The organism is Vagococcus fluvialis bH819, assembly GCF_900163795.1.
Classification (GTDB): domain Bacteria; phylum Bacillota; class Bacilli; order Lactobacillales; family Vagococcaceae; genus Vagococcus; species Vagococcus fluvialis_A.
Map to the genome: position 1 here is coordinate 382,081 of NZ_FWFD01000015.1, position 24,062 is coordinate 406,142.

Genomic DNA, 24,062 nt, shown 5'->3' on the forward strand with positions numbered 1-24,062 from the left:
AAGCTGATGACTTAAAAGTAAATATTGGAGTTATTAGCAAGCGCCTTTTTTTTGTAAGTAATGGTATAATGGGCGAATAGGAGGGTTTGTTTATGGAAGAAAAAATCAAGCAAGTTATTATGGCACAACGCCAATTATTCGATACTCAAAAAACATATCCTATTGAATTTCGATTAAAACAACTAAAACAATTAAAAGTTCAAATAAATCGTTATGAAGATGATTTATTTGAAGCACTATATCAAGATTTAGGAAAATCTTCCAGCGAAAGTTTTATTACTGAAATTGGTCTTGTTTATCGTCATATAGATGAAATGGTAAAAAAATTACCTAAGTGGGGGAAAATAAAAAGAGTCCCAACACCTTTATTTTTAATGCCAGCTAAAAGTTATACATTACAAGTTCCTTTTGGTAATACCTTGATTATTGCGCCTTTTAATTATCCAGTGTTATTAACGTTAGATCCATTAATTGGTTCGATTGCTGGTGGGAATACAGCAATTGTGGCTATGTCAGAACATACACCAAAAACAAATCTTGTTTTAAGGACGTTGATTGCTGAAGTTTTTACAGAAGATTATTTGTTTTTTTTAGCTGGAAATCGAGAAATTAATGAGATTCTATTAGAACACAAGTTTGATAAAATTTTCTTTACTGGAAGTCAAAAGGTAGGACAAATTGTTTTAAAAAAGGCAGCTGAATATTTAACACCGACAACTTTAGAATTAGGTGGGAAAAGCCCTGTTATTGTAACAAAGTATGCTGATTTAGAACTTGCAGCTGAAAGAATTGTTTGGGGGAAATTTTTAAATGCTGGGCAAACGTGTGTAGCTCCTGATTATTGTTTAATAGATGAAAATATTAAAGATGAATTCATGACCTTATTAATTAGTAATATTCATCGCTTTTTTGGAGATAATATTGAAAAATCACCTGATTATGGCCGATTAATAAATAATCAGTCATTAGAAAGATTGCTTGCACTTCTAAACCAAGATAAAAAATATATTGAATTTGGTGGTCATTTTAATAAAGCGGATCAATATTTAGAGCCAACCATAGTTTCAGCGGAGTTGGAAGGTTCACTTGCTCTGATGGAAGAAGAAATATTTGGCCCTATTTTACCTATTTTAACGTATAAAACATTAGAAGAGGGAATAGCGTTTATCGCTAAAAAGGATAAACCGCTTGCTTTCTATCCATTTAGTAGTGACAAAAGTGAACTGGATGATTTAATTCAAAAAGTTAGTTTTGGTGGAGCAACAATTAATGACACTATTCTTCATTTAGCAAATGAGCATCTACCTTTTGGTGGTGTAGGAACATCAGGAATTGGTAGTTATCATGGATACAAAACATTAGAGACTTTTACTCATAAAAAATCAATTTTAAAAAGATCAACGCTAGTAAGAATACCGTTGTTATTTCCACCTTATACAGCAGATAAAAATAATATTATTCGTCTTTTTTTTAAGTGAATTCACAAAATTACTTGTTTATAGTATAATGTTGAATGATAAAAGTAAGGAGTTTATACATGGCAACTAAGAAAAAAGGAAAAGCACCAACAAAAAAACAAAAACAACAACAAGAAAAAACCACCTATTTTTTAATTGGTATTGGTTTTATTATATTTGGCATTATCGGTGGATTGAAACTTGGGTTTTTAGGTACCTTGATGGCTAATGTTTTTCGTTTTTTAGTTGGAAATACATATATTGTGATGGCTGTTTTACTCATTATTTATGGAGTTTTACTTCTATTCATGGGAAAAGATCCCAAATTTAAAAGAAAAACAATTTGGATAGGCGCTTTAGTATTTTACTTAGGTTTTTTACTATTCATCGAAATAGGTTTATTTAAACAAATCAATCGTGATACAGCTATTATTTCTTTAACTTGGCAAAAGATTTATTCGGACATCAGAACAAACCAAGTTAGTCAATCTGTAGGTGGAGGTATGCTAGGCGCAACACTTTACAGTTTAACCTATTTTTTAGTTTCTAAATTTGGTTCATATGTTATTGCCTTCATTGGTATGACAACAGGTGTGTTATTATTCTTAAATGTTGGTTTAGGAGATGTGATTGAGAAAACACGAATCTGGGGTGGTAGTCTTTTTAACTCTGTTGATGAAAGAAAACAGCAATTATCAGAACGTAAAGAAGAAAAAAAAAAGCTGAAAATAGCAAAAGAGAATGAGAAAGTTTCAGAAAACTCTGTTAGAAAACAAACAGCTGGGGAAGAACTAGCAAAAAAAACAAAGGATATTGTTCCCGAGGCAGAACCTGAACAAATTAAACTAGAAATCGATAGTTACCAAGATAATTATCAAAGACAACAAATTGAACGACCTAAAAAAGAAGCAAAAGTGATTGCAGAGGAAGTTAAGGACGGAGAGAGTAGCCTTCATTTTGACATTCCTGATGAAGTAGAAAACGTTGATTATATACTACCCTCTAGCGATTTACTAGAAGATATCCCTTTAACAGATCAAAGTAAAGAATACAAATTAGTGGAAAAAAATGTCAAGGTTTTAGAACGAACATTTGATAGTTTTGGTGTGGATGCCAAGGTAGTTCGTGCAAGCTTAGGGCCTTCTGTCACTAAATTTGAAATTCAACCAGCTGTAGGGGTTAAAGTGAGTAAAGTTGTTAGTTTAACTGATGATTTGGCTTTAGCACTTGCTGCGAAAGATATTCGAATGGAAGCGCCAATTCCAGGTAAATCACTTATTGGGATTGAAGTGCCGAACCAAACAACGAGTATGGTTTCATTTAGAGATGTGATTGATTCTCAAGAGAGTCATCCTGAATCACTTCTTGAAGTGCCATTAGGACGTAGTATTTCAGGTGAAGTCATGTCTGCTGATTTAACCAAAATGCCTCATTTACTTATTGCAGGATCGACAGGTAGTGGAAAGTCTGTGTGTATTAACGGGATAATTTCTTGCCTATTGATGAAAGCTAAGCCAAATGAAGTGAAATTAATGATGATTGATCCAAAAATGGTGGAATTAAATGTCTATAATGGGATTCCTCATTTATTAACGCCAGTTGTAACCAACCCTAGAAAAGCAGCTCAAGCCCTTCAAAAAGTAGTGGAAGAGATGGAGCGTCGCTATGAATTATTTGCAGGGTTTGGCGTTAGAAATATGACTGGTTACAATAATATGGTGAAGAAACACAATGCTCAAACAGGTGAAAATAAAGCACTATTACCTTATATTGTAGTGATTGTAGATGAGTTAGCAGATTTAATGATGGTTGCAAGTAATGAAGTGGAAGATGCGATTATTCGCTTAGCTCAAATGGCACGAGCTGCGGGAATTCATATGATTTTAGCTACACAACGTCCAAGTGTCGATGTTATTACGGGAATTATCAAAGCTAATGTTCCTTCCAGAATCGCATTTGCTGTATCAAGTGGGATTGATTCTCGGACGATTATTGATGGAAATGGGGCTGAAAAACTTCTTGGTCGAGGAGATATGTTATTTGTTCCAATGGGGGAGAATAAACCAATTCGAGTACAAGGTGCTTTTATTTCAGATGAAGAAGTAGAAAATATTGTCAGTTTTGTAACCAATCAACAAGAAGCTGACTATCAAGAACATATGATGCCGTCAGAAGAAATTGAAAATTCTGGAGGTGGAAGTGCCTCTGTTGATGAGTATTTTGAAGAGGCTAAAACCTTGATTGTAGAAATGCAAACAGCCAGTATTTCTCTCTTACAACGTCGATTTAGAATCGGCTATAACCGTGCTGCTCGTTTAATAGACGAACTGGAAGAACACGGTGTCGTTGGTCCTTCTGAAGGTAGTAAACCTAGAAAAGTTTTGTTAACTTACTTACCAGAAGATGATAATCCTGTTGATGAAAATTTCTAAAAAATAGTTGAAAAATCACCCATCAATTCAGAGTATTCTATTCTGAATTGATGGGTGATTTATTTTATATAGAAATCCATTCCTTACAAACATAGGTTATGTCTCCGGAAATACTAACAGAGAGTTGGTTATTTTGCTTACTTAAATTAACTGTGACATACCCCTCTTTTCCGACTTCATAACCTTGTTCTACAAGAAAAGAAACGTTAGTATTTTCTTTCAGGGGATGTATATAGCGTTCATAATAAGCTCCCATAACACCAGAAGCAGAACCAGTCACTGAATCTTCCACAGAACCCGTCATAGCACCAGAAAAATGGCGACTATACATTAAAGCTTCATTTGTTTTAGTTTCTAAGCAAATAGGATGAATGGAAGCTTCAGGTATTTCTTCTAGTACACATTCAAATTCTTTATTATGTGGTTTCATTTTTTTAAAGGTTGCTAATCTTTTTATAGGCACAATCAAAGTCCATGTACCAGTGGAACCGTATAAAACTGGATAATTTAATTCAATTTCATTAGAGGAAATACCGATGACTTTAACTAAAGCTTCTATTGAACCTTCAAACTTTTTAAAAATAGGGGATTGTTGGTACATAGTAAGTTTATTTTCAGAGTTAATATTTATTTCAACAAAACCAGCTTTTGTCTTAATAAGCAGTGACTTTTTGTGAGTTAGCTTATTATCTAAAAGATATTTCGTGCCTGCTAATAAAGCATGTCCACAAAAATCCATTTCAGTTTCTGGCGCAAAAAATCTAAAATTAAAACCATTTTTAGGTTCTTTAGAGATAAAAACTGTTTCATTAAAGTTTATTTTTTTAGCGATAGTTTGTTGCTGTTTTGTTGTTAAGGATTCTAAAAGAAACACAACAGCGGCAGGATTTCCCTTATCTTTAGTAGTCGTAAAAACTTGGTAGTGTGTCCATTCTAATGATTTCATGGATAAAGAACCTCCTAGATATGTATTTACCTGTATTATAGCAAAAAAATAAGAGGCTGAACAAAAATGTCAACCCCTTATTTTAATAATATCAGTTCCAGTTACTTGGAGCAAAGCGATTTTTTATTCACTCTCTAGTCAAATGTTCCTTGTAGGAAGGTTGTTTCGTTATAGTTGAGTGATTGTCTTAGTTGGTTTGCTAGGGTGGGGGAAATTTTTCCTTGTTCTAACAAGCACTGAACGACTGATCTTTCTTCGTCTAGTGTTTTTAAGAAATATTCTTGATACGTTGTTTGGTATTCTTCTTTTTGCCGTATTTGGTAATTTTTAATTCGGTCCATTTTACTTTGGTACTCTAAAGTAATTTGGTCTAATATTGATTTTTTTAGAATAAAATTTTCTTCTGTTTCATCTAAATGTTCTTTGATTTCTTTTAAAGTCATAATAGCATATTTAGAACACTCACTCTCTAAAAGAATAACATCTCTATGAGTGCCTTCTGGTTTATAATTTTGACGTAAAAAAGTTTCAATGATGATCCGTTTTGTTTTTTTCTTGGCTTTAAAGAAAGATTGCTTCATGATAATTGAAAAATTAGTACTATGAGCTCTTTTTTTGTAATTTAACATTTGAATATAATTTTTTGTTAAAATTTTTGGAAAATTATTTTTTTCTATCAAGTTCATAGCGGCACTAAATTCACTTTGAACAGCTTTTTTACGATAACTCATTTCGATTTCATGATATAACTCATTAGACGTAATAGTATCATTTAAGTATAGATTTTTTAATTGTTTGTCTAAATCATTCAAAAGATCAGTAATAACTGTTTTATTATCAATGGCTAAATCATTCTTCAACGAACGGATGGCTTTTTTAGTCATTAATTTCTTAGCTTCGATTTCAGAAAGGTCAGACTCGTCTTCATTATCTTCCCGTTCTTCATCCATAAAGGCATTGTCACCTGTTAAGATAAGTCGTGTTCTTTTCTTTGTTAGGAAGGGGAGTGTGATAACAGCAACGAGTAAACTTGTAAGAATAACACCACTGGCTAAGAAGATAATTAGGTACCTTTCTTTAAAGACATCTCCGTTTTCTAAAAAGAAAGGAATAGATAAGACCATAGCCATTGTGACAGCTCCTCTAACACCAGTTAGGCCAGTTAAAAGAGCGGTATAAAATTTTGGTTTATGACTGATCATATTTCTAGATTTAAAGTAACTAAACCACATGTAACCATAAGACCAAAATGTTCTAATAGCTAATAACACAAACCAAATAGCAATGACATAGCCTATTAATGTCCAATTGTTAATTGCTGGATTAATGATTGCTGATCGCATTGTAAAAGGTAGTAAAGCGCCTAGTACCACAAAAACGACACCATTCAATAAGTAAATAATAATGTCCCATAGTTTATTTGTAACTAATTTTATTTCGGAATACTGTCTTCTGTATAAAGGTTCTTGTTTGATAGAAACAACACCAGCGACAACTACAGCGATAACGCCAGATGCATGAACCATTTCAGCACCAATAAAGATAACAAAGGGTGTTAAAATTTGAAGTGAGGCATGAAGAATAACATCTTGAATACCTTGTCTAAGAAGCAGATTTTCTACAAAATAAAAAACTTTTGATAAAGTAAAACCAATGATAACACCAACGATACTCATATAAAGAAAATCAATTGTTGCTGTTTTTAGTGAAAAAGCACCTGTCAGAAAAGCTGCTAATGCATATTTAAAGGTAATTAAACCACTTGCGTCATTGATTAAACTCTCACCACTGATTAAACTTAAAATTCTTTTAGGTAATTTTACTTGCTCGGCAATACCTTGAACGGCTACAGGATCGGTAGGAGAAAGAACAGCTGCTAAGGCAAACGACAAAGGAAGAGAAATTTCTGATACAAAAAAATTAATCATAAACCCACCTAGAACAGTTGTAAGTAATACTAACCAAATAGCGTTTGCAAAAATAGGTGCTCGAAGCTCCCAAAGTTCTTTTTTAGGAAAATGCTTTGCATCACTATAAAGCAAAGGGGCAACAAAAAGTAACATAAACCAATCTGTTTCAAGATCAATTTGTAAGTTTAAAACAATTGCTGCAATAACTCCAATCGTTATTTCAATTAGAGCTGTTGGAATAGATACCAAATAATGGCTAATAATATTTGATATGATAACGAGTAATATTAATAAAATGATGGTTTCTAATACTGCCATGAAATACCTCCGTAATTTACTTCTATTATATTATAGCAAAAAAACGACCTATTTATTAATTATTTTGAACTTTTGTTCAGACAAAAATAATCATCTTACAAAATTGTTCGTTTGTTGTTAGTCTATTAAATGTTCAAAGTTAATTGATTAGATTAAACTAAAGTCAAGATAATTAATTGAAAGAGGGATAAATAATGCTAAAAATAAATAATGTAACCAAAACATATGGAGATAGCGTAAAATATCAAGCGTTAAAAGGAATTGATTTAGAGGTAAAAAAAGGTGAGTTTGTAGGTGTGATGGGACCATCTGGAAGTGGGAAATCAACTTTACTGAATTTAATTGGTACTATTGATAAACCAACATCAGGTAGTATCACTTTAGATGGATCTGAACCAGCAAAATTAGATCAAGAAGAATTAGCTAAGTTTAGAAGAAATCAATTAGGTTTTGTTTTTCAAAATTTTAATTTAATGCCGACTTTAACTGTAGAAGAAAATATTGTTTTACCATTAACGTTAGATGGTGAAAAAGTTAGTGTCATGAAAAAAGCCTTATACGATGTGGCAGTAACATTAGGTATTGAGGATTTACTTAAAAAAAGAATTGCAACTATCTCAGGTGGCCAAGCCCAACGTGTGGCGATTGCACGTGCGATGATTCATCAACCAAAATTAGTTTTAGCTGATGAACCGACAGGAAATTTAGATACCAAATCTTCAAAAGATGTGATGGGATTACTTTCACGTTTAAATAAGGAAGAAGAATCAACTATTTTAATGGTAACCCATGATCCGTTTGCAGCAAGTTACTGTGAAAAAATTATTTTCATTAAAGATGGTGAATTGGTTCAAAAAATTTACAATAATGGCAGTCGTCATGAGTTTTATGATGTGATTTTAGAGAACTTAAGAGAGTTAGAAGGTGTAGCAGATGAGATTTAAAGAATTTGTCTTTAAAAACACGATACGAAATAAGAATTTGTATATGGCGTACTTTTTTAGTACATTGACAACTGTAATGACTTTTTTTACTTTTGCAGTTTTTGCTTTTCATCCTAAATTAAATGGTGATCTACATATGGCTGTTAAGGCAGGTATGATCACGTCTAGTGTGATTATTTACATTTTTTCATTCTTTTATGTGCTGTATTCAATGGATATATTTCTTCAATCACGAAAAAAAGAGTTTGGTTTGCTATTGATTCAAGGTATGTCACCGAAACAGTTAAGAAAAATGGTCTTTCAAGAAAATACGATTATTGGTTTTCTTTCGACTGTTGTAGGGACGCTTGTTGGTATTCTTTTTTCTCAATTAATTTTATGGTTAAGTAAAGTAACGATGCATGTGGATTTAGGCTTTTATTTTCCGATTAAAGCAATTGGTATGACGTTTGTTTCTTTTATCTTATTATTTATGATTATTTCATTTTTTATCCAGTTTAAAATTCCTAAAATGGATGTTCAAGAATTATTGAAAAGTCAAGATATGGGAAAAGGTGAAGTGAAAGCATCGACTATTAAATCAATATTATCAATTGTATTAATTGGCGTTGGATATGCAGTGGCTTTAATGGTTGAAGGGATGCAAGTTGTTATGGCAATGATTCCTGTTATCATTCTAGTTATTTTAGGAACTAATTTTTTGTTTAACCAATTGAGTGTTTTAGCTGTCAATGGTCTTAAAAGAAATGAAAATCGCTTTTGGAAAAAAACAAATATGTTAGTTTTCTCTGATTTAAGCTTTAGAATGAAAGATAATGCTCGTTCTTTTTTCTTAGTGGCAGTGATTACAACAGTTGCTTTCTCAGCGATTGGAACATTAACAGGTTTCAAAGAGATGACGTTAAGTGGGATTAAGTCAATGCCATATGACTATTCATTTACAGAAAACCCAGAGAAAGCTGATGAGAGTCAAAATAAGGTAGCCATTGTAAATGAAACTTTGAAAAAGCATGACATTCAAGCCGATGAGTACCAAGTCACACCTTTGACTGTTAGTAATGCTTTAGGAACAGAAACAACTACTAATGTTTTAAATGTAAAACAATATAATGAAATTGCGAAAAAAATTGGTGAAAAAGAATTAAGGTTAGATGATCAATCAACTGTTTCGTTAAAAGATTTAAGTGCACCAGAAATGATGACAGGACAAAAATCTGAATTACCAACAGAGTTCAATGTTAGTGAAACGGAAAAACTTGCCATCAAACAAGAAGAAGTAAAACAAGCAGTGTGGCCAACTTATAGTGGTACCTATATTGTTTCAGAAGCAATTTATGAAAAATTAAAAGAAAAAAATACAAGTACAACGATGTATGCTTGGTTAGTTAATAAAGGGAGTTTTGACCAGCAAAAAGTTGCTGGAGATGAACTTGGTAAAAACAAGACTATAGGTATGATTGACGCTAAAGCAAGTACAACACAGATGATTACAGATGCTTATGCGCCTATTTTATTTATTGGGTTTTTCATAGGGATTATCTTCTTTATCTCAGCAGGTAGCTTCCTTTACTTCAGATTATATAGTGATATGTCAGTTGATATTGAGAAGTTTAGTATGATCCATAAATTAGGTTTTAGTAAAAAAGAAATGAAGAAAGTAGTGTATCAACAAGTTGGTATTTTATTCTTCACACCGATTGTTGTATCATGTATCCACGGGGCAGTAGCGTTAACGGCGATGTACGCTCTATTTGGTAAAGGATTACAAATAACTGCACTATATGTACTAGGAACATTTATTGTTATCCAAGTGGTATATTATTTAATTGCCAGAGTATTTTATTTTAAAAAATTATATCGAGCAGTGATAAATTAAATATGGAAGATATTCTCCGTTTAACAGTTAAAAGCTTCAATTAACTGTTAAATGGGGAATTATTTTTGTTATAATTTAGATAGAATAGGAGAGATAGTATGATAAATGAACGAATGAAGAAGTTTGAAAAATTCGGTAATGAGTTGCCTTTTGCTAAAGTTTATTACCGAGAGGATTGGGACTGTATTTATTTTGATGTACATGGAAAACAATTTGGTTTAATGTCTAAAGAAGCTAGTCAAGAAGCTTTTATCACTTTAAAAGGTAATCCTGAAGTTAATGAAATTTTACGAGAAACATCTGAAGATATTATTCCAGGTTATTATGCGAATAAAAAGCATTGGAATTCAATTTTTTTAAAAACGACAGATATAACTGATGAAGAAATTGAAAAAATGATAGAGAACTCTTATCAGCTAGTTTGGGAAAAATTCCCTGCTAGAGTAAGAAAAGAGCTTTTAGCTAGTCAATAAAAATAAGTCCAAGCGCAAAAATTATTCTTTCTGCAATTGGACTTATTTTTTAAGATTAATACCTATTATTGAAAATTAACTTTTCATTATCGTATCTATTGCGTTAATTGTTGCGTATCTAAAGCCTTCTTTTTCAAGAGCGGTAATGCCTTTAATCGTTGTTCCACCAGGTGAAGTGACACCATCTTTAAGCTCTCCAGGATGTTTACCAGTCTCTAATAAAAGATTAGCTGAGCTTGCGACCATGTTCGCAGCAACATGATAAGCCATCTCACGATCCATTCCGTTAAGTACAGCACCGTCGCTTAATGCCTCCATAAAGACATCTACAAAAGCTGGGCCACACCCTGCAAGAGTACCGAAAATCCCGATTTTATCTTCTGTTATTTCGACTAATTCCCCTAAATAATTAAAGTTTCTTTGAATCAATTCTTTATTTTTGAGAGTAATGTTTTCAGAGTAAACGATGCCAGTCATCCCTTGATTGATTTGAACTGGTGTGTTTGGTATAGCTTGAGCTAAAGGATAATGATCCCCCATAACAGCTTGCATTTCTTTGACAGAAACGCCTGCGGAAACCGAAACAATTGGAATGATTTTATCCTGTAATATTTCTTTTAAATCATTTAAAATAGGCAAAATTAAGGGTGTATTGACTGCTAGAAAGATAATATCTTGCTCTAAAAAAGCATGATTATCATCCGTTAGTTTAAAATTAAGTTCTTTTTGAAGTGCTTGAGCAGTTCCACGACGACCTCCTCTGACGAGTAATTCCTGAGGTAAAATAGCTTCAGAGCGTAACCAACCTTTAATCATTGCACTTCCCATATGTCCTGCACCAAAAATCCCAATAGTCATAAAAAATTCCTCCTTGTTTCTTTCTCTCCTTATTATAAAATAAAAAAATTACTAAATATAGGCTTTAATTTTAAAGATAGAAAAAAGCGTCTACATTAGGTATACTTATTTTTAAATAATTAGCAATATATTTTGGAGGGAAAGAATGAAATTAATTATAGATAGTCTTGAAAAGGATTTTAAAGGAAAAAAAGTTATTGATCAAGCGTCATTTGAATTTAAAAAAGGCAAGATTTATGGTTTATTGGGACGAAATGGAGCAGGAAAAACCACATTATTTAACTGTATTTCTAAAGATTTAAATTTTGATTCGGGTCATATTTTTTTAGAAGACAATTCAGAAAATAAGTTATATAAAGAAACAGACATTGGATTGGTTCATGCTACACCTAATGTACCTGATTTTATGACGGGTTATGAATTTATTAAATTTTTTATAGATATGAATGCTCACCAAATGAAAAATATCCGCACACCAGATTCGTATCTCTCAAAAGTAGGTATCAAAAAAGAAGACCGTCACCGTTTGATGAAAGAGTATTCTCATGGGATGAAAAATAAAGTTCAAATGGTCGCGACAATGATGATCCAGCCACCAGTTTTGTTATTAGATGAGCCATTAACTTCTTTTGATGTGGTAGCAGCTCATGAAATGAAAGAATTAATTCTTTCAATGAAATCAGAATCAGTAGTTATTTTTTCAACTCATATTTTGCAATTGGCTCAAGATTTGTGTGATGAGATTGTTTTACTGCACAATGGTAAGTTAAAAGGGATACCTGCTGGCTCCATTCATGATTTAGACTTTGAAGAAGAAATCGTTCGTTTATTATCTGAAGAAGATGGCGGACTAAGAAATGAATGAAATCAAAGAATTATTTAAACTAGAATGGGCGTATCGTAATTTCAAAGCAAGTTTATTTATAAATGGCTTAATTTTTTATTTGGGACGTATTCCAATAATTGGGAAAATCGTTCCAACAACTATGTTATATCGTGAATACAATATAAAAAAAGCAGTTGCTTTTGTTAAACTTATTATGTCATTGGTAGTATCGTTTGGATTGTACAGCATCCCTTTTGTAATTAGTTATTTAATTAGTAAAGGCTTAAATTCAGGACTAGATCAATCTCTCTCAATTTTTTCGGTATGGTTTATTGTATTTATAGGGATTTTTTCTTGTATTGCGTGTCTTTTTCCTATGTTCCAACAACAAGAAGTTCGTTTTATCAATAATTTTAGAATATCTAAGGAACAATATATTAAGCGGACAGCTATTTTAAATATCATCAAAAGTATTATTTTTAGTTTACCTAGTTTGATAATTTTAGGTGTGATTGAAAAAAATATAGGGTTGTATTTACTTATTGGAATTTTTTCGGAAATTACACTGTCTTTATTTTGGTCAGTGATTAATTTGCATATAACTTTATTTAAGAAACGTGTTATTTTAAAGATATTTATCATTATGACATATCTTTTCTTAATGTTTGGAAGCCTCTATGTTTTGTATAAGATGGACCAATTTCACTTGATTGAGCACCTTACGATTAACTGGTTAACAGCCTTTATTTGGGTGATTCTAAGTTTTCCATTTTTCTATTTATATGTTAGATTTAACCGTTTCGAGGACTATTCAAGACAAATTTTTGAATCTTCTGAAACAGTAATTAATGATTCAAATAAACAGAAAAAAAATAATGCCTATTATTTAGGGGAAGGTCATAAAACAAAGCTTGAAAAAGCAGAAGATGATAATAAACTAGATAAGTATAGTGGCAGTAAGTATTTGAATGCTTTACTGTTTAATCGATTCAAAACGACATTGCGTAAACAGCTTTTTATTAGATTATTTGGTATATCCATTGTGATGTTAAGTGTAATAATTGTTAGTCAAGTTTTCCCTATTAAAATTCAGGGAGCAAAATTAGAAGAGATCCTTTATAATTTAATTCCCATCATGTTTTTCATTTTATATATGCTATCATTTGGAAAGAAAATGGTTCAAACTCTTTTTGTAAATTGTGATTATTCGATGCTAGCCTATCCTTTTTATAGAGAATCAAAAGCAATTATTAGTGGTTTTTTCTACCGTTTTTTTAAAACGTTCTATTATAATGGTATTATTTCATTATTTATTTATTTTTGGTTCGTTATTTTTAATGAAGTAAATCATCAGTTTTTAAGTCCCTCTTTCATGCTAATTTTATTATTTGTCATGACGAGTTTAACGATTCTTTTCTCATTCCATGAGTTGTTTATTTATTACATATTGCAACCCTTTACAAGTGATTTTCAAGTTAAAAATCCAATATACAAAGTAGTTGACGGGATTTTTTATGGTTTATCATATTTAAGTTTACAGCTAAAATCAGTTGGTTTAATGTACGGTGTGACTGTCTCTGTAATTTCTATATTCTACTTTGTTATCGGATTATTTATCATCATCAAGTTTGCTCCTAAAACGTTTAAATTAAAAAATTAAGTAATTAGTCTTGATAAACTTAACAAAAAATGGTTAAATATGGGTAACATTAAGAATAAAGATTGATGCGAAAGACACCGATTACTGATTACTGTTTATTAGGGAGGGAAACCTAGGCTGAAAGTTTCCTAGACAAGTCCAATAATTGACCACTTTCAAGAGTTTAGTCGAAACTAAGCCGGTCGTACCGTTATCACGCTCGAGAAGAATCAGCTTATTTAGTGATTCAAAATTTAGGTGGAACCACGTTAATACGTCCTATTAGGCATAATGCTTAATAGGACTTTTTTTATTTCAAAAAATAGGAGGAAACAAGATGTCAATGATTAAAATTACATTTCCAGATGGCGCAGTGAAAGAATTTGAGGCGAAGTCGACAACATATGATATTGCAAAAACAATTAGCAATAGTTTAGCTAAAAAGGCATTAGCAGGAAAATTAAACGGTGAATTAATCGATTTAAACCGTGAGATTGAAGAAGACGGCTCTTTAGAAATCGTGTCAGCAGGACATGATGATGCCCTGCAAATCTTACGTCATTCGACAGCCCATTTAATGGCAAATGCTGTGAGACGTTTATATCCAAATATTCATTTTGGTGTTGGACCAGCGATTGATAATGGTTTCTATTACGACACTGACAATGAAGGACAAGCGGTATCAGAAGAAGATTTAGTTAGAATCGAAGAAGAAATGATGAAGATTGTTAAAGAAAACAATCCAATTGTTAGAAAAGAAGTCTCTAAAGAAGAAGCACTAGAAATTTTTAAGGGAGATCCTTACAAAGAAGAATTGATCAATGACCTTCCAGCTGACGAAACAATCACTGTTTATGATCAAGGGGACTTTGTTGATTTATGTCGCGGGGTTCATGTGCCTTCTACTGGACGTATTCAAGTCTTTAAATTATTATCAGTTGCTGGAGCTTATTGGAGAGGGAACTCTGATAACAAGATGATGCAACGTGTGTATGGAACAGCCTTCTTTGATAAGAAAGAATTGAAAGAATACTTAAAAATGCGTGAAGAAGCTAAAGAACGTGATCATCGTAAATTAGGTAAAGAGCTTGATTTATTCATGGTTAATCCTGATGTTGGTTCTGGATTACCTTTCTGGTTACCAAAAGGGGCAACTATCCGTCGTGTAGTAGAGCGCTATATCGTCGATAAAGAAATTAGTTTAGGTTACCAACATGTCTACACACCAATTATGGCTGACGTAGAAATGTACAAACGTTCAGGTCACTGGGATCATTACCATGAAGATATGTTCCCACCAATGGATATGGGAGATGGCGAAATGTTAGTCCTTCGCCCAATGAATTGTCCACATCATATGATGGTTTATAAAAACGATATTCATAGCTACCGTGAATTACCAATTCGTATCGCCGAACTTGGTATGATGCACCGTTATGAAAAATCAGGTGCTTTATCAGGCTTATCTCGTGTACGTGAGATGACTTTAAACGATGGTCATACATTTGTAAGACCAGACCAAATTAAAGATGAATTCATGAGAACACTTGATTTAATGGTTAAAGTATATGCAGACTTTAATATTGATAACTATCGCTTGCGTTTAAGTTTACGTGATCCTAAAAATACTGAGAAATATTTTGATGATGATGAGATGTGGGAAAAAGCAGAAACAACATTACGTGCGGCTTTAGTTGAAGCGGGCGTTGAATTCTTTGAAGCAGAAGGAGAAGCTGCCTTTTATGGTCCAAAAATGGACGTTCAAATTAAAACTGCTTTGGGAACAGAAGAAACACTTTCTACCATTCAATTAGATTTTCTTTTACCAGAACGTTTTGACTTAACTTATGTGGGAGAAGATGGTGAAAATAATCACCGTCCAGTTGTTATTCACCGTGGTATCGTGTCAACTATGGAACGTTTTGTAGCTCATTTAATTGAGGTTCATAAAGGGGCATTCCCAACTTGGCTAGCACCAGTTCAGGGAACAATCATCCCGGTTAATTTAGATATGCATAGTGATTATGCCTTTGAGATTAAAGAAAAATTAGACATGCACGGGTTACGTTTTGAAGTAGATACTCGTAATGAAAAAATGGGTTACAAGATTCGTGAATCTCAAACACAAAAAGTACCTTATCAAATCGTTGTTGGGGATAAAGAATTAGAAAATGGCGGTGTTAATATCCGTCGTTACGGAAGCAAAGAAACTGCTGAAATGAATGTTGATATGTTTGTTGAATCAGTTGTTGCAGACGTGAAAAATTATAGTAGAAAATAAAAAAAGATATTCTGATAAAATGGTGGCTGAACCTTAAGTTTAATACTTTTGATTCAGCTTCTTTTTTGTCTTTTTTAATTCCAAAAAAAATATGAAAAGAAAGTGAATTTCATTGAAAAGTAGGGGGAATCATGAGATACTCAATAATGAGTTTTTAAGATAAGAATTCTTTAAATTTTAGAAAATATTAAGAGTTTTTAATAAAAAGAAGTGTAAAATAGACTTAATTGTGATTTCGAAAGGACTTTTTTTATAAATGAGAAATAATAAAACACCATGGCGTCCCTTTTCAAAAAAAAATAAAACCGAGCAAGATTTAAAAAATACTCATGTTCCATTTAGATTAGATTTTCTTTTTTTCATTGTTTTTGTCTTATTTACAGCACTAGTCGTTAGACTATCTAATTTACAAATTAATCAATATGATAAATTTGCTGAGATTGTAGAAAAAGGTCAAAAAAGTATTATTGAAGAAAATGCTCCTAGAGGATACATTTATGATGCAAAAGGAACTGTGCTTGTAGGTAATCAAGCTAATCAAGCCATTCTTTTTACAAGAAGTACAGGAATGACAGCTGAAGATATTAAAAAAATTAGCGAACAGATTGTTGATTTGATAACCATTGAACCTGAAAAATTATCAGATCGAGATAAAAAAGATTATGTTTTATCAGATCCGAAAGAATTAAAAAAAGCTGAAAGTAAATTAACTATTTCAGATAAATTAAATACAAAAGGCGAACAACTATCATCAAGCGAACTTTATAAAAAAATGCTAGATAAAGTTAATGTTAAAGATTTCGAAATGACCGAAAAAGATGAAAAAATAGCAACAGTCTTTAAAAAAATTAACGGAGCTTATGCGCTGCAACCTGTTACAATTAAAAATAAAAATGTCACACCAGAAGAAATTGCTGTAGTGGGTGAAAACACAGCATCGATTCCAGGTTTATCAGCTGGTACTGATTGGGAGAGAGAATACCCAGAAAAAGATCAGATTAGATCAATATTAGGAACTGTTTCGACAGAAAAACAGGGATTACCTGAAGAAAAAGCTGAAGAATATCTAAAAAAAGGGTATAAAATTAATGATCGTGTCGGATTAAGTTATTTAGAAGAAGCATATGAAAATGATTTAAAAGGAAAACGTGGTGAATCTGAAGTAACAACAGATAAAAACCAAAAAATCACCTCTAAAAAAGAAGTGAAGCCAGGAGAAAAAGGAGATAATCTCGTTTTAACTATTGACTTGGCATTCCAAAAAAAAGTAGAAGAAATATTGGAAAATAACTACCGAGTTCTAATGGAAAATGGCAAAGCTCAATATTCAGATGGAGCCTATGTTGTTGTAACAGAACCTGCAACTGGTAACGTACTATCTATGGTCGGATTAAATAAAGACCCTGAATCTGGTGAGTTAGTGGATGATGCACTAGGAACCTATAAAAATGCTTACGTACCGGGATCATCTATTAAGGCAGCAACTATCATGTCAGGCTATGAAAATGGTATTATTAGTGGGAATGAAACCATGATTGATGAGCCTTTAATTTTTGAAGGTGGTCAAGGAAAATCCTCTCTATTTAACCAGTATGGTTCTTATTCATTATCAACGGTTCAAGCATTAGAAGTATCATCTAATGTGTACATGATGAAAATCGCTTTAGGTATGATGGATACAACATACACACCTAACATGTCCTTACCTTTTAGAACGGATGTCTATAGCACGTTAAGAAAGACGTATGAAGAGTTTGGTCTAGGTATATCAACAGGCATTGATTTACCAAACGAAGAAACAGGTATTGTTAATAAAACATTTAAAGATAAAGATGGTAATTTTGTTCCTGGAACAATGGGGAAACTACTTGATTTGTCATTTGGTAACTACGATACTTATACACCAATGCAACTAAATCAATATGTTGCTACTGTTGCTAATCGCGGTACAAGAGTTGCCCCACATGTGGTTAAGGGGGTCTATGGCAATGATAATTCAGGAAATTTAGGAAAAGTAAAAAAAGAAATCAAGCCCAAAATACTGAATAAAATTGAAGACAAAGATGCCGAATTTGATATTATTCATGAAGGTATGGTTCAAGTAGTTAATGGACCAATGGGAACTGCTCATGGTGCTCAAGGAGCTAATTTACCAATTGCAGCCAAAACTGGGACAGCCGAAACCTTTGCGGTTAATCCAGATACTAAAAAAGTTGAAGAAGTTATCAATAGTACAATTGTTGGCTTTGCTCCCTACGATAATCCACAAATTGCAGTGAGTGTTGTCATCCCTCAAATTAAGGATGACAAAGATGCCATCCATACAGCAATTTTAAAACAAGTTGTTAATGCATATGCTGAGACACACCAATAAATTGAAATCTAAATTTTGTAAAGGAGATTTACTTTACAAAAAGCTTGAAATTTAAAAAAAGTCATGGTATTATATTTGAGTGTCAAGTAAAGGTACTTGAATTATATATAACCATTGGAGGAAATAATCATGCGCGTAAATATCACTTTAGAATGTACTGAATGTAAAGAAAGAAACTATCTTTCAAATAAAAACAAACGTAACAACCCTGATCGTTTAGAAGTTAAAAAATATTGTCCACGTGAACGTAAAGTTACTTTACACCGTGAAACAAAATAATCATTGATTATGATAAGCTTCAATCCTTTACTGTTAAGGATTGGAGCTTTTTTATTTCTAAATATATTGTTTTAAGGCATGTTAAAAAATAACTCAACAAAAATATAAATAAAAAAACACAAAATCTACTGATAAGATTTTTGTGCCTTTTTTTATTCTAATTCCAACTAAATTTACTCTATAATTGACGATAGCCATTCTTATCTTATTGATAAGAATGGCTATCTAATTAATTTTTTATTTATATCTAAAGTGTGGCGAATACTACTGCGTAATTTCTAAAATATTTCTCGTCTAAGTGGTGCAGTCCCAACCTCTAAAACACCGATGTAGCTCTTAAGCTACGCCTCTTTGTAAATAAACTTCTTTAAAACATATTTCAATCTTGCATATAAATATAACTAATGTGAAAATTAATATACCATGATTTTTTATTAAATGCAAATGAGCTTATAAAATTCTTTAGGTTTTATTTTGTCTTAGCTTATAAAATGAGTATAATGGTAGTAATTCAAAAAAATAGGAATGGAGGTTTTTCCATGAAAAAAGAAATTAGAAAAAAAGTATTACATGATTTAAAGACATTAAGTCAGCAACCTGATGAAAAAAATCAGATAGAAAAAAGTATGTTGAATAAACTGTTTGAAACAAAAAGTTGGCAAGAAGCAAGTGTTATAGGTACGACGCTTTCAATGAACAAAGAATTCAATACAGAACCATTAATTAAACAAGCTATCAAGGAAGGGAAAACAATTTGTGTTCCTAGAACTTTTGGCTTAGGTAAAATGGACTTTTACTACTATGATCTGGAAGAACCTTTAGAAGAAACTAAATTTGGTGTGTTAGAACCTACGAATAATCATCAATTTGAAAAAAATAAAATTGATTTGTTAATAGTCCCAGGTGTAGCTTTTTCAAAAGAAGGCTATCGTGTTGGATTTGGTGGTGGCTTTTATGATCGTTATTTATCTGATTTTAAAGGTGAGACATATAGTTTAGTTTTTAAAGAGCAAATGGGTTATATATGGGAACCGAGTCAATATGATATTCCTGTAAAAAATATGATCACAGAAAAATTAGTAGGGGGAAGTCGATGAATCAACTATCAGATACTTGGAAAAAAATAATAAGAGGACCGTATTTTACTTATTTATTTTTAGTAATTCAACTTATCGTTTATATTACAATGGAGGTAGTTGGAACGAGACATGGAATTTTTAATGGTTCTGAAAACTCAGGTATTCTTACGTTATTTGGAGCCTTATCGCCACAATTAATTGTAGAAAATCATGAGTATTGGCGCTTTATTACACCGATATTTATTCATATTGGTTTTACGCACCTAGCCCTAAATTCATTAACTTTATATTTTGTAGGTCGGATACTAGAACCAATCATCGGACACGCACGATTTTTTTTCTTGTATCTAATGAGTGGTATTATTGGTAACCTGTTGAGTTTTGCCTTTGGTAATTCATACGGTTTATCAGCCGGTGCAAGTACGTCATTATTTGGTATGTTTGCGGCCTTTATCGTTTTAGGTCGAATCTATAGCTACCATCCAATGATTCGTCAAATGTCTCAAAATATGTCTTTGTTAATTATATTGAATTTAGTGATGAATTTATTTTCATCAGGTGTCGATATTTTAGGGCATTTAGGTGGTGCAATTGGAGGATTATTATTAATGGTTGTCATCGGTGTTCCTAAAAACCACTTACAAAATAAACTAAATCATCATCAAAGAATTGCTACAGGTATTTTCACCATTTTTCTTATTATTTTTTGTTTGATTTATGGATTTTCCAATTATTAAAATACTAAAATGATAAAAAGTTAGTAAGAATGACCAAAAATCAAAAATGCGACTATGATTTTAAATTTGTTATCTGTATAATGATGTGGGAGTATTAATATGAGAACGGTGTCTGAACTAAAACAAAGTAAATAAATGATCCTAATTTATCGATAATAGTGATCATATTAATGCGAAAAGGATTCTAAAAAGAAAAAATTGTCAGAAACAGACTATCAGGAGGGGCTACATTGAGTAAAAAATTAATTGGCATCGATTTAGGTGGAACGACAGCAAAATTTGCTATCCTAACAGAATCAGGTGATGTCCAACAAAAATGGAGTATCGAAACAAATATTAATGATGAAGGGACACATATTGTTCCAGAAATTATCGCATCTATAAAACACCGTTTAGAATTATATGGTATGACCGCAGAGGATTTTATCGGAATCGGAATGGGAACACCAGGAACTGTTAATCGTGAAAACGGAACGGTTATTGGCGCATATAACTTAAATTGGAAAACACTTCAAGAAATTAAAGGGCCTATCGAAGAAGCTTTAAATATCCCTTTTGCTATTGATAACGACGCTAACGTTGCTGCTCTTGGTGAGAGATGGAAAGGCGCTGGAGAAAATTCACCAGAAGTTACTTTCATGACACTTGGAACAGGTGTTGGTGGTGGTATTATCGCTGAAGGACATCTTTTACATGGTGTTGCGGGTGCTGCTGGTGAGATTGGTCATATTACCGTTGAACCTGATGGCTTTGAATGTACATGTGGTAAAAAAGGTTGTTTAGAAACAGTAGCAAGTGCTACAGGAATTGTTCGTCTAGCAAGAGCTATGTCAGAAGAATATTCAGGGAATTCTGATTTGAAATATAAAATTGATGATGGCCAATCAGTGACAAGTAAAGACGTTTTTGATGCAGCAAAAGGAAATGATGATTTTGCTTCTTTAGTTGTTGATAAAGTTTGTTTCTATTTAGGTCTAGCATGTGGTAATATTGGAAATATGCTAAATCCAAGTGATATTGTCATTGGTGGAGGCGTTTCAGCAGCAGGAGATTTCTTACTTGAAAAAATTCAATTTTATTTTGAGCAATTTTCTTTTCCGCAAGTTAGAGAAAGTACAAAAATTAAGTTGGCTATTTTAGGTAATGAAGCTGGTGTCATCGGAGCTGCTTCATTAGCGTTACAATTTAAATAAGAATAGAGTTATGGGAGAGGTTAGTCGATTATGTCATTTTTAGCAACACTTAACATTTTTTTGTTTTCAATTATTTTAATTTATGGGTTATATCGTTTGTATTTCTATTTTATGCGTAAAAGAAGTGCAACTTTGCTGACACAAGAAGAATTTAAAGAGAATTTAAGAAATGCTCAAGTCATTGATGTTCGTGAAAAAGAAGAGTTTAATCGTGGTCATATTATGGGAGCTAGAAGCGTTCCTTATACAATTTCTAAAGCTCATAAAGAATACTTAACAGCTATTAGAAAAGATAAACCAATTTATCTTTATGATAATAGAACGAATATGTCAACTTTTATGGCGAAATTATTAAAAAAAGAAGGCTATACAGATATTTACATTTTAAAAGGTGGCTATACTGATTGGGCCGGTAAAACGAAGAAAAAATAAAAAAAAGAGATTGCTATTTAGGCAATCTCTTTTTTTGACTAATATTAACGTGCGCGACTTTTACGCATTGCTTTCTTGCGGTTATCATCAATAATCATTTCTTTTTCTTCAACGGGTTCGATGACAAGTTTTTTGATACCTACGGCAACGCCAGCTAAAGCAGCAAGTGTTACTGTTGTACCTGTTAAAAAGCCTGAAGTAAATTTTTTCATATTTTTCACACATCCTCTATATTTTGTACAATACCATTATCCCTCATTTTGACAAAAAAATCTAGTGATATCATTGATTGTTCATGTTAAACTATTATCTGAAATGGAGTGATTAGATGACACTAGTGTTTGCTCATAGAGGAAGTAAAGGAACGCATCCAGAAAATACTCTAGCAGCATTTAAAGAAGCTATCAGAGTTAATGTTGATGGGATTGAATTAGACATCCAATTAACAAAAGATCAAGAATTAGTAGTTATTCATGATGGTGATGTTAACCGAACGACCAATAAAAAAGGATTAGTCCAAGATTATACTTTGTCAGAAATAAAGGAATTAGATGCTGGTAGTTGGTTTGATGTGCAATTTAAAGATGAAAAAATCCCGACTTTTGCTGAAGTTCTTGAATTATTAGTAACAACTAAATATACTGGCTTTTTAAATGTTGAAATAAAGACAGATGAATATGATTATGAAGGGATTGAAAAAAAAATATATCAATGTCTTCAGTCATATGAATTAAGTTGTGATATTATTATTTCAAGTTTCAATATGGAAACAATGGGTCGGGTAATAGACATGGATAGCAAATACCCGAAAGCGATGATTATGGATAAATCAGAAAATAAAATAAATTTTGCTAAAACAATAAATGAAATTGAAGCGATTCATCCCTCTATTAAGTGGGTTAAGGAAAATAAAAAAATAATACCGGATCTTGATTTGAAGATTCGTCCATGGACAGCTAATTCCAAAGATGATATGGCTTTATGTTTTGACTTAGGATTAGCAGGATTCCATACTGATTTTCCAGAAAAAGCGATGAGTGAGAAAAATAAACGATGAAAAAAACAAAAGTATTGGTCATTGTTGGTCCCACAGCAGTCGGAAAAACAGCGCTCAGCATCGAATTAGCTAAACACTTTAATGGAGAAATTATTAGTGGTGATTCCTTACAAGTTTATAAAAAATTAGATATTGGTACAGCGAAAGTCGCTGAAAATGAAAAAGAAGGGATTTTACACCATCTAATTGATGTCAAAGAGCCAAGTGAAAGTTACTCAGCTTATGAGTTCAAAATGAGTGCAGAAGAAAAAATAAATCAGATAACTAACTGTGACGGCTTGCCGATTGTAGCTGGTGGAACTGGTATGTATATTCAATCTTTATTATTTGATTTTCAGTTAGGTAGCAATGAGGAAGAGACCGAAGCTAAGTTGGTTCGTAAAAAATGGGAAACCTTTGCCTTAGAAGAAGGCAAAGAAAAATTATGGCATTATTTAGAAACCATTGATCCTCTGGCAGCTAAGTCTATTCACATGAATAATGAAAAAAGAGTGATCCGTGCCATTGAGGTATTTGAAAAAACGGGTGTGAGTATTCTGAATCAGCAAGGAATCGATTTTAAAGATTTAAGTCAGTCGAGATACGATGTTAAGATCATTGGTTTAGAAACAGACAGAGATGTTTTATATGATAGAATTAATCAACGTGTGGATTTAATGATGACGCAAGGGTTACTAGAAGAAGCTCGTTATGTTTATGAGCTAGGTGAAGTCCAAGCTATTCAAGGTATTGGTTATAAGGAGTTTTTTCCGTATTTTAGAGGAGATTTAGAACTGGAAGATTGTGTGTCAGTTGTTAAACAACATTCTAGACAATACGCTAAACGCCAGTTGACTTGGTTTAAAAATCGAATGAACGTTGAATGGTATGATATGATTAAAGAACCGAGTATAAGAAATAATATTATTGAAGAAGTAGCCAAATGGCTTAAAAAGTGAAAGAAGGTATTGT

Annotated in this window: 20 protein-coding genes; 16 read left to right on the forward strand and 4 right to left on the reverse strand. The window is 32.2% G+C overall.

Going from position 1 to position 24,062, the window contains the following annotated elements; all coding sequences use genetic code 11:
- Positions 1-92: 92 nt before the first annotated feature.
- Both FM121_RS11375 and FM121_RS11380 read left to right on the forward strand, forming a co-directional pair.
- A complete protein-coding gene (locus FM121_RS11375; protein WP_086952281.1) occupies positions 93-1,478 on the forward strand; it encodes an aldehyde dehydrogenase family protein in 1,386 nt (461 codons plus the stop codon).
- Positions 1,479-1,537: 59 nt separating this feature from the next.
- On the forward strand, positions 1,538-3,889 hold the full coding sequence (locus FM121_RS11380) for a DNA translocase FtsK (RefSeq protein WP_086952282.1): 2,352 nt from the start codon (positions 1,538-1,540) through the stop codon (positions 3,887-3,889).
- A 64-nt stretch (positions 3,890-3,953) separates the two neighbouring features.
- On the opposite strand, the gene FM121_RS11385 is transcribed toward FM121_RS11380, so the two are convergent.
- Both FM121_RS11385 and FM121_RS11390 read right to left on the reverse strand, forming a co-directional pair.
- Positions 3,954-4,835 (reverse strand): PhzF family phenazine biosynthesis protein, encoded by an 882-nt coding sequence (locus FM121_RS11385; protein ID WP_086952283.1) that lies wholly within the window; start codon positions 4,833-4,835, stop codon positions 3,954-3,956.
- A gap of 134 nt (positions 4,836-4,969) precedes the next feature.
- Entirely contained in the window at positions 4,970-7,063 is a 2,094-nt protein-coding gene (locus FM121_RS11390; RefSeq protein WP_086952284.1) for a Na+/H+ antiporter, read from the reverse strand.
- A 194-nt stretch (positions 7,064-7,257) separates the two neighbouring features.
- Between FM121_RS11390 and FM121_RS11395 the strand changes: the two genes are divergently transcribed.
- From FM121_RS11395 to FM121_RS11405, 3 genes are all read left to right on the forward strand, one after another.
- The gene (locus tag FM121_RS11395; RefSeq protein ID WP_086952285.1) at positions 7,258-8,007 is read left to right on the forward strand and encodes an ABC transporter ATP-binding protein; all 750 of its coding nucleotides are present in this window, start codon (positions 7,258-7,260) and stop codon (positions 8,005-8,007) included.
- On the forward strand, positions 7,997-9,883 hold the full coding sequence (locus FM121_RS11400; protein ID WP_086952286.1) for an ABC transporter permease: 1,887 nt from the start codon (positions 7,997-7,999) through the stop codon (positions 9,881-9,883). Before FM121_RS11395 ends, FM121_RS11400 begins: the two co-directional genes overlap by 11 nt.
- A gap of 98 nt (positions 9,884-9,981) precedes the next feature.
- A complete protein-coding gene (locus FM121_RS11405; protein WP_086952287.1) occupies positions 9,982-10,356 on the forward strand; it encodes an MmcQ/YjbR family DNA-binding protein in 375 nt (124 codons plus the stop codon).
- A gap of 75 nt (positions 10,357-10,431) precedes the next feature.
- Here FM121_RS11405 and proC read toward each other — a convergent pair whose 3' ends face one another.
- Entirely contained in the window at positions 10,432-11,214 is a 783-nt protein-coding gene (proC, locus tag FM121_RS11410; RefSeq protein ID WP_086952288.1) for a pyrroline-5-carboxylate reductase, read from the reverse strand.
- 145 nt (positions 11,215-11,359) lie between these two features.
- Here proC and FM121_RS11415 point away from each other — a divergent pair, with 145 nt between their 5' ends.
- The 9 genes from FM121_RS11415 (at position 11,360) to FM121_RS11455 (ending at position 22,054) form a co-directional block, all read left to right on the forward strand.
- Positions 11,360-12,079: an ABC transporter ATP-binding protein gene (locus FM121_RS11415; RefSeq protein ID WP_086952289.1), complete on the forward strand. Its 720-nt coding sequence runs from the start codon at positions 11,360-11,362 to the stop codon at positions 12,077-12,079.
- Positions 12,072-13,700 carry a hypothetical protein gene (locus FM121_RS11420; RefSeq protein WP_086952290.1) on the forward strand — a complete coding sequence of 543 codons (1,629 nt, stop codon included), beginning with the start codon at positions 12,072-12,074 and terminating at the stop codon, positions 13,698-13,700. Before FM121_RS11415 ends, FM121_RS11420 begins: the two co-directional genes overlap by 8 nt.
- Before the next feature lie 322 nt (positions 13,701-14,022).
- On the forward strand, positions 14,023-15,960 hold the full coding sequence (thrS, locus tag FM121_RS11425; RefSeq protein ID WP_086952536.1) for a threonine--tRNA ligase: 1,938 nt from the start codon (positions 14,023-14,025) through the stop codon (positions 15,958-15,960).
- A gap of 256 nt (positions 15,961-16,216) precedes the next feature.
- A complete protein-coding gene (locus FM121_RS11430) occupies positions 16,217-18,334 on the forward strand; it encodes a penicillin-binding transpeptidase domain-containing protein (RefSeq protein WP_086952291.1) in 2,118 nt (705 codons plus the stop codon).
- A 129-nt stretch (positions 18,335-18,463) separates the two neighbouring features.
- A complete protein-coding gene (gene rpmG, locus FM121_RS11435) occupies positions 18,464-18,613 on the forward strand; it encodes a 50S ribosomal protein L33 (protein WP_077275288.1) in 150 nt (49 codons plus the stop codon).
- A 539-nt stretch (positions 18,614-19,152) separates the two neighbouring features.
- Complete coding sequence (locus FM121_RS11440; RefSeq protein ID WP_179203863.1) at positions 19,153-19,710, forward strand: 5-formyltetrahydrofolate cyclo-ligase; 558 nt, start codon at positions 19,153-19,155, stop codon at positions 19,708-19,710.
- On the forward strand, positions 19,707-20,429 hold the full coding sequence (locus tag FM121_RS11445) for a rhomboid family intramembrane serine protease (RefSeq protein ID WP_086952293.1): 723 nt from the start codon (positions 19,707-19,709) through the stop codon (positions 20,427-20,429). Before FM121_RS11440 ends, FM121_RS11445 begins: the two co-directional genes overlap by 4 nt.
- Positions 20,430-20,659: 230 nt before the next feature.
- A complete protein-coding gene (locus tag FM121_RS11450) occupies positions 20,660-21,622 on the forward strand; it encodes an ROK family glucokinase (RefSeq protein ID WP_086952294.1) in 963 nt (320 codons plus the stop codon).
- A gap of 30 nt (positions 21,623-21,652) precedes the next feature.
- Positions 21,653-22,054 (forward strand): rhodanese-like domain-containing protein, encoded by a 402-nt coding sequence (locus tag FM121_RS11455; RefSeq protein ID WP_086952295.1) that lies wholly within the window; start codon positions 21,653-21,655, stop codon positions 22,052-22,054.
- A 44-nt stretch (positions 22,055-22,098) separates the two neighbouring features.
- On the opposite strand, the gene FM121_RS11460 is transcribed toward FM121_RS11455, so the two are convergent.
- On the reverse strand, positions 22,099-22,266 hold the full coding sequence (locus tag FM121_RS11460) for a DUF3042 family protein (protein ID WP_086952296.1): 168 nt from the start codon (positions 22,264-22,266) through the stop codon (positions 22,099-22,101).
- 116 nt (positions 22,267-22,382) lie between these two features.
- On the opposite strand from FM121_RS11460, the gene FM121_RS11465 reads away from it, so the two are divergent.
- Positions 22,383-23,111: a glycerophosphodiester phosphodiesterase gene (locus FM121_RS11465; RefSeq protein WP_086952297.1), complete on the forward strand. Its 729-nt coding sequence runs from the start codon at positions 22,383-22,385 to the stop codon at positions 23,109-23,111.
- Positions 23,108-24,049 (forward strand): tRNA (adenosine(37)-N6)-dimethylallyltransferase MiaA, encoded by a 942-nt coding sequence (gene miaA, locus FM121_RS11470; protein WP_086952298.1) that lies wholly within the window; start codon positions 23,108-23,110, stop codon positions 24,047-24,049. Before FM121_RS11465 ends, miaA begins: the two co-directional genes overlap by 4 nt.
- Positions 24,050-24,062 lie beyond the last annotated feature (13 nt).

Excerpts from the sequence above, each read along its gene's own strand:
- FM121_RS11375 (WP_086952281.1), top strand. The coding sequence starts at position 93 with ATGGAAGAAAAAATCAAGCAAGTTATTATGGCACAACGCCAATTATTC.
- FM121_RS11380 (WP_086952282.1), top strand. The coding sequence starts at position 1,538 with ATGGCAACTAAGAAAAAAGGAAAAGCACCAACAAAAAAACAAAAACAA.
- FM121_RS11385 (WP_086952283.1), bottom strand. The coding sequence starts at position 4,835 with ATGAAATCATTAGAATGGACACACTACCAAGTTTTTACGACTACTAAA.
- FM121_RS11390 (WP_086952284.1), bottom strand. The coding sequence starts at position 7,063 with ATGGCAGTATTAGAAACCATCATTTTATTAATATTACTCGTTATCATA.
- FM121_RS11395 (WP_086952285.1), top strand. The coding sequence starts at position 7,258 with ATGCTAAAAATAAATAATGTAACCAAAACATATGGAGATAGCGTAAAA.
- FM121_RS11400 (WP_086952286.1), top strand. The coding sequence starts at position 7,997 with ATGAGATTTAAAGAATTTGTCTTTAAAAACACGATACGAAATAAGAAT.
- FM121_RS11405 (WP_086952287.1), top strand. The coding sequence starts at position 9,982 with ATGATAAATGAACGAATGAAGAAGTTTGAAAAATTCGGTAATGAGTTG.
- proC (WP_086952288.1), bottom strand. The coding sequence starts at position 11,214 with ATGACTATTGGGATTTTTGGTGCAGGACATATGGGAAGTGCAATGATT.
- FM121_RS11415 (WP_086952289.1), top strand. The coding sequence starts at position 11,360 with ATGAAATTAATTATAGATAGTCTTGAAAAGGATTTTAAAGGAAAAAAA.
- FM121_RS11420 (WP_086952290.1), top strand. The coding sequence starts at position 12,072 with ATGAATGAAATCAAAGAATTATTTAAACTAGAATGGGCGTATCGTAAT.
- thrS (WP_086952536.1), top strand. The coding sequence starts at position 14,023 with ATGATTAAAATTACATTTCCAGATGGCGCAGTGAAAGAATTTGAGGCG.
- FM121_RS11430 (WP_086952291.1), top strand. The coding sequence starts at position 16,217 with ATGAGAAATAATAAAACACCATGGCGTCCCTTTTCAAAAAAAAATAAA.
- rpmG (WP_077275288.1), top strand. The coding sequence starts at position 18,464 with ATGCGCGTAAATATCACTTTAGAATGTACTGAATGTAAAGAAAGAAAC.
- FM121_RS11440 (WP_179203863.1), top strand. The coding sequence starts at position 19,153 with ATGAAAAAAGAAATTAGAAAAAAAGTATTACATGATTTAAAGACATTA.
- FM121_RS11445 (WP_086952293.1), top strand. The coding sequence starts at position 19,707 with ATGAATCAACTATCAGATACTTGGAAAAAAATAATAAGAGGACCGTAT.
- FM121_RS11455 (WP_086952295.1), top strand. The coding sequence starts at position 21,653 with ATGTCATTTTTAGCAACACTTAACATTTTTTTGTTTTCAATTATTTTA.
- FM121_RS11460 (WP_086952296.1), bottom strand. The coding sequence starts at position 22,266 with ATGAAAAAATTTACTTCAGGCTTTTTAACAGGTACAACAGTAACACTT.
- FM121_RS11465 (WP_086952297.1), top strand. The coding sequence starts at position 22,383 with ATGACACTAGTGTTTGCTCATAGAGGAAGTAAAGGAACGCATCCAGAA.
- miaA (WP_086952298.1), top strand. The coding sequence starts at position 23,108 with ATGAAAAAAACAAAAGTATTGGTCATTGTTGGTCCCACAGCAGTCGGA.